This is a genomic window from Halorussus litoreus (genome assembly GCF_003382685.1).
Lineage (GTDB): Archaea > Halobacteriota > Halobacteria > Halobacteriales > Haladaptataceae > Halorussus > Halorussus litoreus.
The window spans coordinates 20,137-33,299 of sequence record NZ_QLVG01000038.1; the positions used below are offsets into that span (position 1 = coordinate 20,137).

The 13,163-nt window shown below is 68.4% G+C and carries 12 protein-coding genes; 9 read left to right on the forward strand and 3 right to left on the reverse strand.

Going from position 1 to position 13,163, the window contains the following annotated elements:
* Positions 1-23: 23 nt before the first annotated feature.
* The gene (locus DPQ64_RS12755) at positions 24-443 is read right to left on the reverse strand and encodes a universal stress protein (protein ID WP_115864709.1); all 420 of its coding nucleotides are present in this window, start codon (positions 441-443) and stop codon (positions 24-26) included.
* Between the two features lie 167 nt (positions 444-610).
* On the opposite strand from DPQ64_RS12755, the gene DPQ64_RS12760 reads away from it, so the two are divergent.
* The 3 genes from DPQ64_RS12760 (at position 611) to DPQ64_RS12770 (ending at position 5,637) form a co-directional block, all read left to right on the forward strand.
* Entirely contained in the window at positions 611-1,588 is a 978-nt protein-coding gene (locus DPQ64_RS12760; RefSeq protein ID WP_115864710.1) for an ROK family protein, read from the forward strand.
* Positions 1,589-2,253: 665 nt separating this feature from the next.
* Positions 2,254-3,729 carry an LVIVD repeat-containing protein gene (locus DPQ64_RS12765; protein ID WP_115864711.1) on the forward strand — a complete coding sequence of 492 codons (1,476 nt, stop codon included), beginning with the start codon at positions 2,254-2,256 and terminating at the stop codon, positions 3,727-3,729.
* A gap of 462 nt (positions 3,730-4,191) precedes the next feature.
* The gene (locus DPQ64_RS12770; protein ID WP_115864712.1) at positions 4,192-5,637 is read left to right on the forward strand and encodes a DUF402 domain-containing protein; all 1,446 of its coding nucleotides are present in this window, start codon (positions 4,192-4,194) and stop codon (positions 5,635-5,637) included.
* A gap of 18 nt (positions 5,638-5,655) precedes the next feature.
* Here the strand turns inward: DPQ64_RS12770 and DPQ64_RS12775 are convergent, their stop codons facing one another.
* On the reverse strand, positions 5,656-6,012 hold the full coding sequence (locus DPQ64_RS12775) for a cell division protein SepF (protein ID WP_115864713.1): 357 nt from the start codon (positions 6,010-6,012) through the stop codon (positions 5,656-5,658).
* A 224-nt stretch (positions 6,013-6,236) separates the two neighbouring features.
* Here DPQ64_RS12775 and DPQ64_RS12780 point away from each other — a divergent pair, with 224 nt between their 5' ends.
* From DPQ64_RS12780 to DPQ64_RS12800, 5 genes are all read left to right on the forward strand, one after another.
* Positions 6,237-7,970 (forward strand): S8 family peptidase, encoded by a 1,734-nt coding sequence (locus DPQ64_RS12780; protein WP_115864714.1) that lies wholly within the window; start codon positions 6,237-6,239, stop codon positions 7,968-7,970.
* A gap of 356 nt (positions 7,971-8,326) precedes the next feature.
* On the forward strand, positions 8,327-9,901 hold the full coding sequence (locus DPQ64_RS12785) for a S8 family serine peptidase (RefSeq protein ID WP_115864715.1): 1,575 nt from the start codon (positions 8,327-8,329) through the stop codon (positions 9,899-9,901).
* 172 nt (positions 9,902-10,073) lie between these two features.
* The gene (locus DPQ64_RS12790; RefSeq protein WP_115864716.1) at positions 10,074-10,544 is read left to right on the forward strand and encodes a hypothetical protein; all 471 of its coding nucleotides are present in this window, start codon (positions 10,074-10,076) and stop codon (positions 10,542-10,544) included.
* 140 nt (positions 10,545-10,684) lie between these two features.
* Complete coding sequence (locus DPQ64_RS12795) at positions 10,685-11,440, forward strand: DUF1028 domain-containing protein (RefSeq protein ID WP_115864717.1); 756 nt, start codon at positions 10,685-10,687, stop codon at positions 11,438-11,440.
* A 4-nt stretch (positions 11,441-11,444) separates the two neighbouring features.
* Positions 11,445-12,035 carry a hypothetical protein gene (locus DPQ64_RS12800; protein WP_115864718.1) on the forward strand — a complete coding sequence of 197 codons (591 nt, stop codon included), beginning with the start codon at positions 11,445-11,447 and terminating at the stop codon, positions 12,033-12,035.
* Between the two features lie 70 nt (positions 12,036-12,105).
* On the opposite strand, the gene DPQ64_RS12805 is transcribed toward DPQ64_RS12800, so the two are convergent.
* The gene (locus DPQ64_RS12805; RefSeq protein WP_115864719.1) at positions 12,106-12,633 is read right to left on the reverse strand and encodes a PUA domain-containing protein; all 528 of its coding nucleotides are present in this window, start codon (positions 12,631-12,633) and stop codon (positions 12,106-12,108) included.
* Between the two features lie 144 nt (positions 12,634-12,777).
* Here DPQ64_RS12805 and DPQ64_RS12810 point away from each other — a divergent pair, with 144 nt between their 5' ends.
* The gene (locus DPQ64_RS12810) at positions 12,778-13,077 is read left to right on the forward strand and encodes a DUF6432 family protein (protein WP_115864720.1); all 300 of its coding nucleotides are present in this window, start codon (positions 12,778-12,780) and stop codon (positions 13,075-13,077) included.
* Positions 13,078-13,163: the final 86 nt, after the last annotated feature.

The window sequence follows — 13,163 nt, forward strand, 5'->3', positions numbered from 1 at the left end:
CCCGGTCGGCAGATGGACGTCACCTACCGAACGACGACCACGGGAACCGGGGACTGGCGGAACACCTTCTGGGCGACGTTCCCGACGAACAGTCGGTCGCGCACCGAGCCACTGTGGCTCCCGATCACGACCGCGTCGAAGTCGTCGGCCCGGTTCAGGATCGCCCGGGGTGGATTGCCGAGCTGAACGTCCGTGGTGATCTCGACGTCGTGTTCGGCGGCGAGTTCCCGAGCGCGGTCGAACACCTCCGTCGCGCGCTCCTCGGCCGCCGCTTCGGGGTCGTCCGCGAGCGCGAGTCCCGTGGCTGCGCCGCCCATCGCCGACGCTCCCCCGACGACGTGCAAGACGGTGATCTCCGCGTCCGGATGGTTCTCGAGGGCGTACTCGAGCGCTCGCTGGGCCATCTCCGAGTCGTTCATCGGAACGAGGATTCGTGATATCACGCCCTAGCTACGGTCAGAGTGTGGATAAAGTGGCGGGTCGCTCGCGTCGGGCCGTCCGACCCCTCGGCTACCTGTTCGAGCGCGCATTCGCAGGGAGCCCCCGCCCCGTACTCGCTGCCGAGTAAATGCCTGTAGTTAAGTGCGGCCGGCCCGTCGTTCCCGGGTGAATGGCGTACTACGCGGGCGTCGATCTCGGCGCGACGAACGTCAGGGCGGCGGTGGCCGACGACGAGGGGGACGTGGTGAGTGTGTATCGCCGCGACACGCCGGGCGGGCCGACCGGGATCGCGGTCACGGAGGCCGTCTTGGAGTGCATCCGCGAGGCCTGCGCGGCCGCCGACGTGGCTCCCGAGCGCATCCGCGCGGCGGGTATCGGCTCCATCGGCCCGCTCGACCTCGCGGAGGGCGCGGTCGACAACCCGGCCAACCTGCCCGACACCATCGACCGCATCCCGCTGACGGGGCCGGTCGGCCAACTCGTCGACAGCGACCGGGTGTACCTCCACAACGACACCGTCGCGGGCGTCATCGGCGAGCGGTTCTACAGCGACCGCAACCCCGACGACATGGTGTACCTGACCATCTCGACCGGCATCGGCGCGGGCGTCTGCGTCGACGGTGATGTGCTCACCGGTTGGGACGGCAACGCTGGCGAGGTGGGCCACATGGTCGTGGACCCCCGCGGCAGGCGCACCTGCGGCTGTGGCCGCGAGGGCCACTGGGAGGCGTACTGCTCGGGCGAGAACGTCCCGGAGTACGCCCGCCTGCTCGCCGAGGACGCCGGGGACCTCGACACCGACCTCCCGCTAGAGGCCCCCGACTTCTCGGCGGCCGACGTGTTCGAGGCCGCGGGCGAGGACGCGTTCGCCGACCACGTGGTTGAGCAGGTGGCCCACTGGAACGCGCTCGGCGTGACCAACGTCGCGCAGGCGTACGCTCCGTTGGTGGTCTACGTCGGCGGCGCGGTCGCGCTGAAGAACGAAGAACTCGTGGTCGATCCCATCCGCGAGCGACTCGACGGACTGGTGTTCAACAACGTCCCGGACGTGCAACTGACGAACCTCGGTGACGACGTGGTGCTGAAGGGAGCTATCGCGAGCGCGCTGACGGGCGGGACTGGTGACCGGACGGCGTCCGTGGTGTAGCGACTACAGCGGTTGTTCTGGTGGGCGGTCACTGCTTTTCTCGACTGGCGTGAGCTATTCTGATCTCCCAGCTGACGTAAACCGGTTTTAATTTCCCGACCGGCGCGCGCTGGCGCGACCTCGTGTCGCGCCAAACCGTGCGAGGGACGAGTAGCGCAGGCCGGAGCGAAGCGGAGTCCTCGGAAGCGTAGCGACCGAGGGCTCGTCGGAGCTTGCTCCGACGGTGGCCGAGCAACGAAGGAGGCTGGGGAGGACCGAGGCGCGGTCGCGGTGCTGTGCGGTCTCTCATATGCCTCGGCAGTAGCTAGCTTCGTGTTCTCTTCAACTGCCGATTGGGGCGCATTCGAGCTAGCTACTGCTTGAGCCTCGGCGTGACCGCAACCGCACCGCGACCGCACCGGCAGAGCAGAGCTCTGCCGAGCCTGCGCTCACATCCGTTCGCGCAGACACCGCAGCCTCGAACCTCCCCAGCCTCGTCACTCCCTCACTTCGTTCGGTCGTTCCTCCCTCGCGCGCGTTGCTCGCGCGCCGGGTGGATAAATCAGTAGTCGCGAAACGATGCTGGTGAGAAGTCGCTACGATTCGGTCTCCCGCGTCCCGATACGCCAATTCCGCGTTCCGAGCTCGCCCGCCCTTTTATGCGCCTCGGGACCGTGATTTCCGCCATGCAACGGCGCGAGTTTCTGCGGGGGGTCGCTGGGACCGCCGGAATTGGGGCGGTTGGAACGGGAGCAGTGGCGGGGTCGACGACGGCCGGGGCGCATCCCGGGCCGTACAGTCCGTTTGCGAGCGTGGCGATCGAGGAGGCCAAGGAGGCCGTGGTCGGTCCGGACGGCGAGTACGCGTACGTCGCGGCGACCGACGGCTTCGCCGTCGTGGACGTGCGGGTGTATCAGGATCCCCAAGTCGCCTACGAGGAGCGCGACCTGCTGGCCGACCGCGAGAACGGCCCGCTCCGGCTGATCCAGGACGTGAAGGTCGAGGACGACCGGCTGTTGGTTGCGGGGCCGGCCGACCCCATCCGGGCCGACGTGCTCCAGGGCGTGCTGGTGTACGACGTGAGCGACCCCGAGAACCCCGAGCGCGTCGCGTTCCACGAGACCGACTACCCCATCCACAACTGCTATCTCCACGAGGGCGTCGCCTACCTCACCGCGAACTACCCCGACCGGAACGCACTCGCCGTGGTGGACGTGAGCGGTGACTCTCCCGAGGAGATCGCGCGCTGGTCGCTGACGGACCGCGACGAGCAGTGGGGGGAGATACCGACGGGTCTCTGGACCGTCCACGACGTGTGGGTCCGCGACGGCCGGGCGTACCTCTCCCACTGGGACGCGGGGCTCGTAATCCTCGACGTGAGCGACCCCACGAGTCCGTCGTTCGTCTCGCGATTTGCGGGCCGGTCGCTCGACGACCTCGAATCGGTCGAGCGCAAGCGGTCCCGCGCTCACGTCATCCGACTGCCGGGCAACGTCCACTACGCGATGACCGACGACTCGGGCGACCTGCTCGCGCTGAACCGCGAGGCGTGGGCCGTCGACGGCGAGGGCGGCCCCGGCGGAGTGGAGCTGTGGAATATCTCGGACGCGACCAGTCCCGAACGACTGGCGACCATCGACGCGCCGCCGTCGCCGAACCCGGCCCAGAACGGGACGTGGACCACCTCGCACAACCTCGACCTCGTGGACGGCCGGCTGTTCACCTCGTGGTACCAGGGCGGCGTGAAGATCCACGACGTGAGCGATCCGGCGAACCCCGACGAGATGGCGTGGTGGCGCATGCCCGGCGAGACCGCGTTCTGGACAGCCAAGCGCGCGAGCCAGCGCTTCTTCGTCGCCAGCAGCATCGGCGACTACCTCGGCGGCGTGGAGGGCGAGGCCGGGCTCTACACCTTCCCCATCGAGCGCGACCAGCAGAAGAGCCCGCCCAGTCTGACGACTACGGATGGAGATGAGGGAGAGACCGGCAGTGCTGACGGGGGGACTACGACTCCGACCACCACCGAGCAGGCGGCGCTCGAAGAGGACACTGCGACGACAGCAGGGGACGCCGGTTCCAGTGGAAGCGCGCCGGGCTTCGGCGTCGGCGCGGGGATTGCGGGCCTGCTCGGCGCTGGCGCGTGGACGGCGTACCGCGATTGAGAATTAGCCGGTCTTGCCTCGAATTTCAAACCGAGCGTTGTTTTCGATGCTAGCCCGAACTCGACTCGTACCGATTGTTCTCACTTGGCCTAAGCTAACTCGTCCAGACGCCCGGCGCGTGCGGGTGCGGCTTCACGCCGGGCCAAATCGCGGAGGCCTGCGTAATGCAGGCCGGAGGACGAGGCTTGCGAGACGCGACGCGTCTCGCAAGCCTCGGTCGCTACGCTCCACTGCGCTACTAGGCCCTCGCGCGCGGTGCTCGCGCGCGCCGGGATCAAAAATCAGTAGCCGAGAATTCGCAACCGGAGAGGGGTAGTCGAGAGCCACCACCGACCCACTGGACAGTACTCTACGTTCCAAAAGCGGTATCCGAATCGCTACACCGAAGGGTCCGCCGCGCCACGACTCCCGTATGAACACCGAGCGCGCCCGCCGACCACTCCTCCTCCATCACGCTCACCCATGACCAACGTCCGAATCCGCGGCATCTACACCACCGCGCTGACCGAGCGCTTCCGCGAGTCGTTCGACGTGGTGCAGGCCTCCCCGCCCATTCGGCGGCGGTTCGACGCCGAGTTCCCGACTACGGAGTACGACGCGGCCGTCTCGACCACCGACGACCGGCAGGGCGTCGGCATCTCGGGAACCCCGACCGCCGTCGAAGCAGTCGCCGACGACCTCGCGGGGACTGGCATCGACGCCTTCCGGTGGCCCGACCCCGCGCCGCGAGGGGCCATCTTCGACGGCGTCGTGGCCGACGAACTCGGCGGCGGCGCGGTCGTGGCCCTCGGCGAGCGGGAGGGCTACCTGCCGTACGGCCGGATCGACCGGCGGATCCACGAGGGCGACCGCGTGCGCGTGCAGGTCCACGAGCCTGCGCCCCCGTGGGCCGACCACCGGCCGCGACTCGGCAGCGAGCGGCAGGTGTTCGGCGGCGTCGTCAGCCTCTCGCGGGGCGTCGACAGCGTGACCGCGTCGGGCGACGAGGCGACCCGGACCGAACTCGCCCGCACGACCGAGATGCTACCGACCGACGTGCCCGACGACTGGGGCGTCCGCTGGGAGTACGCCGCCGGCGACGCCGGACTCGACGCGATGGACGACGCGCTTTCGCTGGCGGCCGAGCGGGCCGAGAGCCTCGACGACGAACTCGCGGACGCGCCGGACTCGCCCGAGAATGTGGACCGTGGCGAGTTGCCCCAGCAACTCGCCGACCCCGAAGCGACCACGTGGTGCTGGTTCGGCCGCGAGTCACGGTTCGGCCTCGACGCCGACCGGCGCGGCGCGACCACCACGATGCCGGGCCACCATCGCGTGAAGGCCGCCCACGAGTCCGCCAGCGCGGCGGTCGACTTCGTCGAGGACCTCCAAGCCGGGTTCGGCGGGCTCGGCGACTCGGACGACGAGTTCCCCACTGGCGCGGCGCTCCGGCAGTTCGGGCCGAGCGAGGGCGAGCGGATCGAGATCAGCCACGGCAAGCCCGACGGCCGGTGCTTCTCGCTCGGCCGCGGCGAGGTGACCGCCTGCACCCCCGACGAGGGGAAGGTCACCGTCGAGCGGCCGATGTCCGGCGGCGGAACCTACGACGCGCTGGGGGTCGACCGCGAAGCGGGCGACGTCGCGGTCACCAAGTTCCGCGAGGGACGGTGGTGGTACCCCACGGCGTACCGGAGCGACGCGGGCGAAACCAAGGGCACCTACGTCAACGTCTGCACGCCGGTCGAGCTGTTCCCAGACGCCGCGCGGTACGTCGACCTCCACGTGGACGTGGTGAAGTTCCCCGACGGCCGTGTCGAGCGCGTGGACGACGACGAACTCGACGAGGCCGTCGCGGCGGGGCATATCTCCGAGGAGTTAGCGGAGAAAGCGCGGAGCGTGGCTGGCGGTGTCACGCGGGCGCTGGAGTAGAAGAGCCGTCGGTCGCGCTCAGCGCGTCAGTTTCTCGCGGCTGACCTTCACGCCGGTCGGCGTGACGAGGATCTGGTCGTCGCCCTTCTGGACGATGTCGCCGTCGACCTCGCGGGCGACCTGCTGGAGTTCGTTCGTGATGCGGTCGACGGTGGTGTCCTCGGTGCGGAGCCGGGTGATGTCCGCGACCACGAGGTCGCCGTCGTACACCGCGTCCTTGATGGCGATCACGTCCTGTTGGCCCTGAATCTCGGCGATGTGGACGTTCATCGCGGCGTCACCCGACGCGGTGTCGAAGTCGTCGAGGTTGAGTTCGACGTAGTCCTCGGCGGTCGTGGCGTCCCGGTCGCCGAGAATCGTACTCATGAGTCCCATACGGACATGGGCCGAGCGAGAGAGTATAGTTCTTACGTCAGACGCGACGACCGACCGCCGATTCCGGGTCGTCAGCGCGACCTCCCGGCGCCGACTCCTGACTGCTCGACTAAACGACTCCTGGCCGCCCGATCGAACTTTCATTCTCGTTCTAATCGAGCTATTTTCAACCATATAATAACAATGAAAATAATTAAATGCAAGCGGACTCATGACTAATTTGGATGTCAGACGATAGTAACGGAATTTCGAGGCGGAACGTGCTGAAGATGGCCGGGAGCTCGGCCGCGGCAGCCGGACTCGCGGGACTCGCGACTGCGTCGGGACAGGTCGAGGTCAACGTCGGCTTCTCGTCCGATCACGGGCGCGTGGCGGCCAAAGAGAAGGCCGACGAGGTCGTCCGGGACTTCGACTCGCTGGACATCGTGACGGCGAAGATGCCCGCGGCGTCGGCGAAGGGGCTCCGGAACAACCCCCACGTTCGCTACGTCGAGGAGAACGGCGAGGTGCACGCACTCGCCCAGACGCTACCGTGGGGCGTCGACCGGGTCGACGCCGACGTGGCGCACGACAACGGTAACACGGGCAGCGGTGCCGACATCGCTATCCTCGACACGGGTATCGATTCGGACCACCCCGACCTGCAGGCCAACATCGGCACCGGCAAGGACTTCAGCGGCAAGGGTTCGTGGGAGGACGGTGCCGGCCACGGCACTCACTGCGCTGGCATCGCCAACGCGGTCGACAACAGCCAGGGCGTCGTGGGCGTCTCGACCGAGGCGACGCTCCACGCCGGCAAGGTGCTGGGCGACGACGGCAGCGGCTCGTTCGCCGACGTGGCGGCCGGCATCGAGTGGGCCGCGGATCAGGGCTACGACGTCGCGAGCCTGAGCCTCGGCGCTAGTTCCGGCTCTACGGCCCTGCAGGACGCCGTCGACTACGCGTACAACAACGGCGTGCTCGTCGTCTCCTCGGCGGGCAACTCCGGCCCCTGTACCGACTGCGTGGGCTACCCTGCGGCGTACAGCAACGCGCTGGCCGTCTCCTCGACCGACGAGGACGACTCGCTGTCGAGCTTCTCCTCGACCGGTTCGGAGATCGAACTCGCCGCGCCGGGCGGCAGCGTCTACTCGACGTACACGGGCGGCGGCTACGACACGCTCTCGGGCACCTCGATGTCGTGCCCCCACGTCTCTGGCGCGGGTGCCCAGCTGATGGCCAACGGTGCCTCGAACACCGAGGCCCGCCAGGCGCTCAAGGACAGCGCGGAGGACATCGGCCTCGGGAGCAACGAGCAGGGCGCGGGCCTGCTCGACGTGGAGGCCGCGCTCGGCGGCGGTGGCGGCGACCCCGCCCTCGCGGTCTCGACCGGCAGCGCCTCGAACGTGACCGAGACCGAGGCCACGCTCGGCGGCAGCCTCGACGACCTCGGTGGCGCGTCCTCGGCCGACGTCTACTTCGAGTACGGCGAGAGCGGCACCACGCTCGACAACACGACGGCCACCCAGACCCTCTCGGCGACGGGGAGCTTCAGCGACACCGTCTCCGGGCTGAACGCCGGTACGGACTACGACTTCCGCGCGGTCGCGAACGCCAGCGACGGCGACTCCGCCACCGGCACTGCGGGCACCTTCACGACGAGTAGCTCGGGCGGTGGCGGCGACACCGCGCCGACCATCGACACGTTCAGCATCAACAACCGGAGCAACGGCGGCTGGGCTCGCTTCGAGGTCAGCTGGGGCGTCTCGGACGCCGACGGCGACCTCGCTTCGGTCGACCTCACGCTGGCCCAGTCGGGCTCGACCGCCGACTCGGCGAGCTTCTCGGTCGGCGGCTCCAGCGCCTCGGGTTCGCAGCGGCTTCAGGACAAGAAAGGCAGCGGCAGCTACGACGTGACGGTCACCGTCACGGACGCGAACGGCAACACCGCGACTCAGACCACGACGGTCACGGCCTGACGACCGGAATCCCGATTCGACGGCCGGGACGGACTCGGTTCGGACGACCGCGACTCTTTTTTGTTGGGCGTGCTGTCGAGAGCTTCAGTCGGCACCGCGAGCCCAGTAGCGTCCGCATCCGCGAGCGGAGCATCGATTTCCACGGAACTTGTCGCCGACCATCGCAGGGGTGTCGTCGCTGGTTGCGGGGCCGCCTCCGCTCGTACGGAGTTCGTCGCCGACCGTCTCAGAGCCGTCGCGGGCAACCTGCGACGAGCCACGACGGCACCGCGACGAGCTGTTCCAGAGATTCAGCCCCTAATAGACATAATTTCTAGAGAAAATATTAAGTAATATTCACTGTATGATTTTCATGCATGTCCGACGATAGCAACCGCGTTTCGAGGCGTAACGTACTGAAGGTTGCCGGCGGGTCGGTCGCGGCAACCGGCGTGGCCGGACTCGCGAACGCTCGCGGACCGGTCGAACTCAACGTCGGGTTCCGCGGCGACCCCGCACGGCAGGCCGTGCAAAACGCGGCCAGCGACGTGGTCCGCGAACTCGACTCGCTCGGCGTCATGACCATTCGAGCGTCGCCCAACGCCGCGCGCGGGCTCCAGAACCGCGGCAACGTCGAGTTCGTGGAGCGCAACGGCACGGTCGAGGCTCACGCCGAGACGCTGCCGTGGGGCGTCGACCGGGTCGACGCCGACGTGGTCCACGCGAACGGCGAGACGGGCGACGGTGCGGACATCGCCATCCTCGACACGGGAATCGACGCCGACCATCCCGACCTGCAGGCCAACGTGGGCACTGGCAAGGACTTCACGGGCACCGGCTCGTGGGACGACGACAACGGCCACGGCACCCACTGTGCGGGCATCGCGGACGCAGTCGACAACAGCCAGGGCGTCGTGGGCGTCTCGACCGAGGCGACGCTCCACGCCGGCAAGGTGCTCGACAGCAACGGGAGCGGCTCCTACTCGGACATCGCGGCCGGCCTCCAGTGGGTCGCCAACCAGGGGTACGACGTCGCGAGCCTCAGCCTCGGCGGGAGTTCGGGCTCCTCGACGATCAAGAGCGCGGTCAGCTACGCCCACAGCAACGGCGTGTTCGTCGTCTCCTCGGCGGGCAACTCCGGGCCGTGTTCGAACTGCGTGGGCTACCCCGCGGCGTACAGCGACGCCGTCGCGGTGAGTTCGACCGAGAGCGACGACTCGCTGTCGAGTTTCTCCTCGACGGGGCCGCAGGTCGAACTCGCCGCGCCGGGCAGTAGCATCGAATCCACCTACGTGGGCGGCGGCTACGACGTACTCTCGGGCACCTCGATGGCCTGCCCGCACGTCGCTGGTGCCGCCGGCCAGTTGATGGCCAACGGTGCCACGAACGTTCAGGCCCGCCAGACGCTCCAGAACACCGCCGAGAACATCGGCCTCGCGAGCAACGAGTCGGGCCACGGCCTGCTCGACGTGGAGGGCGCGCTCGGCGGCGGTGGCGGCGGTGGCGGCTGTCTCGACGCCACCCTGTGGCCCACGGGAACGGGGCGGAGCGGGTCGGAGAACGTCGACGTCGTGGACCTCGACGGCCAGGTCGTCGAGCGGTCGGGCGACAACGCGTACGAGGACTTCACCTGCTCGGGCCCGCTCGCAGTCAGTCAGGGCGGCTCGTTCCAGATTTCGCTCGACTACTCCGACGGCGGGTTCGACAGCCACTACGCAAACGTCTACGTCGACTGGGACGGCAACGAGGACTGGTCGACCGCGACCGAGACCCGCATCTTCGCCGACGAGAGCGACGACACGCAGACGTACACGGCGACAGTCGGCGTTCCCAGCGCCGCGGCGACGGGCCAGACCCTCGTTCGGGTCCGCCTGAGCTGGAACGGTTTCGAGGCTCCCGACGCCACCGGCGCGTACGGTGAGGTCAACGACTTCGCGGTCGAGGTGCAGTAGCGCGATCCCAGTGCAGTGGCCGACGCAGACTCGTCGCGTCGCGCATCGACGACCCGTCCGACCGCCCACCCGCCCAGACCGCCCACGATTCGAGGCCGGAGCACCTAGAATCAGATTAATTCTAGTATCTAGAAGAAAAATTTAAACTTATCTGTGAACATCTAGAGTTCGCATGACGGACAAAGACCACGACAGGCGAAGCGTGCTACGTATGTCCGGTTCGGCGCTCGCGGCGGCGAGTGGCCTCTCGTTGCTCGGGAATACCGGAGCGGCCTCGAAAGACTGCCCCGATTGCGGCGGTGGCGGCGGAGGCGGTGGTGGCGGTGGCACCGGAAGCCCGCCGTCGGTCGGTCGCATCTTCGGGCCGACGGTCAGCGGCAGTCACGTGAACGTGTCCTCGTACCTCTCGTCGATGGGCGACGACGACAGCGTGAGCGCGTGGTTCAACTGGGGTCCGGAGGGCGAGGGCCTCCCGAACTACACGCGCCACCTCTCCCTCGACAGTACCGGGACGTTCTGTGACGGCTACAACTGTAGCTACGACTCGTTCGGGTCGCTCGACCCCGGCACGTACGAGGTCGAAGCCTACGTCAGCAACAGCTACGGTTCGGACACGAGCCCCGTCGAGACGTTCACCATCTGAACCGGACCGGAGACGCCGCTCCGTCCGACGGCCCGGCTTCGACGCGGCCGGGCCGACGATTCTGGTTCGACACGGCCGTCTCGGCGTCCCGAGTCGCCGGGAAACGGACTTTTTTGCCCCGTCGCCGCGTGTGTCCGCCGATGACCTTCAGCATCTGCGTTCGCGAGGAGTACGAGGACGAGGCGGGCGACGAGCAGTCCAGATTCGGCGTTGCGGTGACGACCCGCTTGCCGGGCGTGGGCACTCTCTGTCCGTTCGCCAGCGAGAACGGCGCGGTGGCGACCCAGAGTCTGGTCAACGTCGAACTCGGCCAGAAGGGCGTCGAGTACCTCGACGACGGGCTCGCAATTGGCGACGCGCTCGACGCCCTGCTGAACGCCGACGAGGGGTCGGCCCAGCGCCAACTCCACGGCGTCGATTCGGAAGGAACCTTCGCGTTCTCCGGCGAGGAGTGCAAGGACTGGTACGGTCACTGCGAGGGCGACGGCTACACCGTGGCCGGGAACCTGCTGACCGGCGAAGCCGTCGTCGACGCCGTCGCGGAAGCGTACGAGTCGACCCGCGACGGCGACGCACCGCTCGCCGAGCGACTGATCGACGCGCTCGACGCCGGCCACGCCGAGGGCGGGGACAAGCGCGAGGAGCTTCACGTTCAAAGCGCGGCGCTGCTGGTCGAGACCACCGAGGACCGGGAGATGGAGCCCTACTACGACGACCTCCGCGTGGACGCCACCGAAACGCCGGTCGCCGACCTGCGCGAGACGTACGAGCTGGCCGGGGAAGGGTTCGAGATGGCACGCGAGCGCTACGAGGAGGCGTACGAGGACGACGAGATGGACGAGGTCGAGGACGACGGGATTCAGGACGCTGCGGACGAAAGCGACGGCGCGGAGTAGGGCCGTGCCAGACAATCGCCCCGAATCGGCGACCAACCGCGTTGCAATCGCTACTCTCGCTGGGGCCGCCGGAATCGCGGGCGGCCTCGCGTGGGCGGTGCTCCCGCTCCTCTGGTTCGCGGCCGACGGCGGGACGTCCGTCCTCGGTTACGGAGTGCTCGACCTGCTCACGCTCGCGGCATTCCCGCTCGCGCTCGCGGGCGTGGCGGCCTACCGCGCTCGGACCGCCGACGCGTGGGGTCGACTGGCGACCGCGGGGTTCGCGCTCCTCGCGGCCGGACTCACCACCGGGTTCTCGGGCTCGCTGGCCTACGTCCTCGCTGGACTCCTCGCCGGGTGGACGCTCGCGGTGTGGGGGTCGCTGGCCGCGCTGGTCGGTGCGACCGTCCTCGGCGCGGGACTGCTGGTCGACGGCGTCGAGCCCCGGGTCGGGGCCGTCCTGCTCACGAGCACGCTTCCCGTGGGCGTTCCGGTGTCGCTCGCGCTCGCCGTCAGCGGCATCGTGCCGACGGAGGCGGTGGTCTCGGTCGGACCGGGACTGCTGTTCGGCGGGGGCGTGGCGGCGCTTGGGGTGTGGGTGTGGCGCGAGAAGTAGCACCGTGAGCGAACGGACGTGAGCGAGCGGCCCAAGCAACCCTCGACCGAGCGCAGCAAAAGGTCGTAGTTTAGATATTGAACTCGTACAGGTCGTCGCCGACGTGGTGGATCGACTCGACGACCTTCCCCTCGTCGCCGACCATGTCTCCCCCGCCGGTCTTCGCCCGGCCGACCGCCAGCACCTTGCCGTGGGACTCCTCGGCGATTGCGACCAGATCGCCCGCCGCGATGGCGTCGTCGGCCTCGACGATGCCGGGCCGCATCACGTCTGCGCCGTCGCTGACGAACGACACCGCGCCCGCGTCGACCGTGACCACGCGGGTCTTCGGCGGGTAGTCGTTCGCGCCGCGGACCGTCAGAAACGGCTCGCGGTCCCGCGATTCGTCACCGTTCGACTCCTCCGAGGCGTTCGCCTCGCTTTCGTAATAGAGCACCGCGGGCTCGCCGTCCACGAGCACGACGTCGAACGCCGAACCGTCGAGCTCTACGAGTTCGTAGGTGTCGGCGTCGAGGTCGACCCCGAGCTGGTCGGCGAGCCGGTCCTCCACGTCGGCCACCTCGTCGCTCCGGAGGTGGTGGCGGGACTTGACTTCCATACGGGACCGTGCGTCGCTTCGGGGCGTAAGGCTTCCGCCTTCGCGCCGGAATCGGAGTCGTCCGGGTGGCGACCCGGAGTTAATTCGACAGTTGCGGCGGGCGTATCAGATAAAGGTAAAACCCCGCCGGTCGTACGACGACGTATGAAGGCCAAGCGTGAGTACCGGGACCGCGAGGCGGTGGAGGTTGCGGTACTCGACGCGCTCGTCGACCGGAACGACGACGGGATGACGGTGTTCGAACTCCGCTCGCAGGTCGAGGCCGACATCGACGAACTCGAAACCGCGCTGGGCAACCTCAAGGAGGACGGCCTCATCCACGCCACGACCAGCGACCAGCGGACCCTCATCACGCCCGACGACCGCGTGGTGCCGGACGCCGACGAGCGCGACGAGGACGACCCCACGTTCGTCGACCGCATCATCGAACGCCTGCCGCTGTAGGAGGTTTCGTTCAGGTCGACTCTCGTGGCGATTGTTTCACTGGCGCGTTCTCTGTTGGAGATTCTGCCAGTCTATTCGTCGGTGGA

Bases quoted from the DNA above. Each gene is read 5' to 3' on its own strand.
- DPQ64_RS12765 (WP_115864711.1), top strand. From the start codon at position 2,254: ATGCAACGGCGCGAGTTTCTGCGGGGGGTCGCTGGGACCGCCGGAATT.
- DPQ64_RS12790 (WP_115864716.1), top strand. From the start codon at position 10,074: ATGACGGACAAAGACCACGACAGGCGAAGCGTGCTACGTATGTCCGGT.
- DPQ64_RS12805 (WP_115864719.1), bottom strand. From the start codon at position 12,633: ATGGAAGTCAAGTCCCGCCACCACCTCCGGAGCGACGAGGTGGCCGAC.
- DPQ64_RS12770 (WP_115864712.1), top strand. From the start codon at position 4,192: ATGACCAACGTCCGAATCCGCGGCATCTACACCACCGCGCTGACCGAG.
- DPQ64_RS12795 (WP_115864717.1), top strand. From the start codon at position 10,685: ATGACCTTCAGCATCTGCGTTCGCGAGGAGTACGAGGACGAGGCGGGC.
- DPQ64_RS12760 (WP_115864710.1), top strand. From the start codon at position 611: ATGGCGTACTACGCGGGCGTCGATCTCGGCGCGACGAACGTCAGGGCG.
- DPQ64_RS12775 (WP_115864713.1), bottom strand. From the start codon at position 6,012: ATGGGACTCATGAGTACGATTCTCGGCGACCGGGACGCCACGACCGCC.
- DPQ64_RS12785 (WP_115864715.1), top strand. From the start codon at position 8,327: ATGTCCGACGATAGCAACCGCGTTTCGAGGCGTAACGTACTGAAGGTT.
- DPQ64_RS12810 (WP_115864720.1), top strand. From the start codon at position 12,778: ATGAAGGCCAAGCGTGAGTACCGGGACCGCGAGGCGGTGGAGGTTGCG.
- DPQ64_RS12780 (WP_115864714.1), top strand. From the start codon at position 6,237: ATGTCAGACGATAGTAACGGAATTTCGAGGCGGAACGTGCTGAAGATG.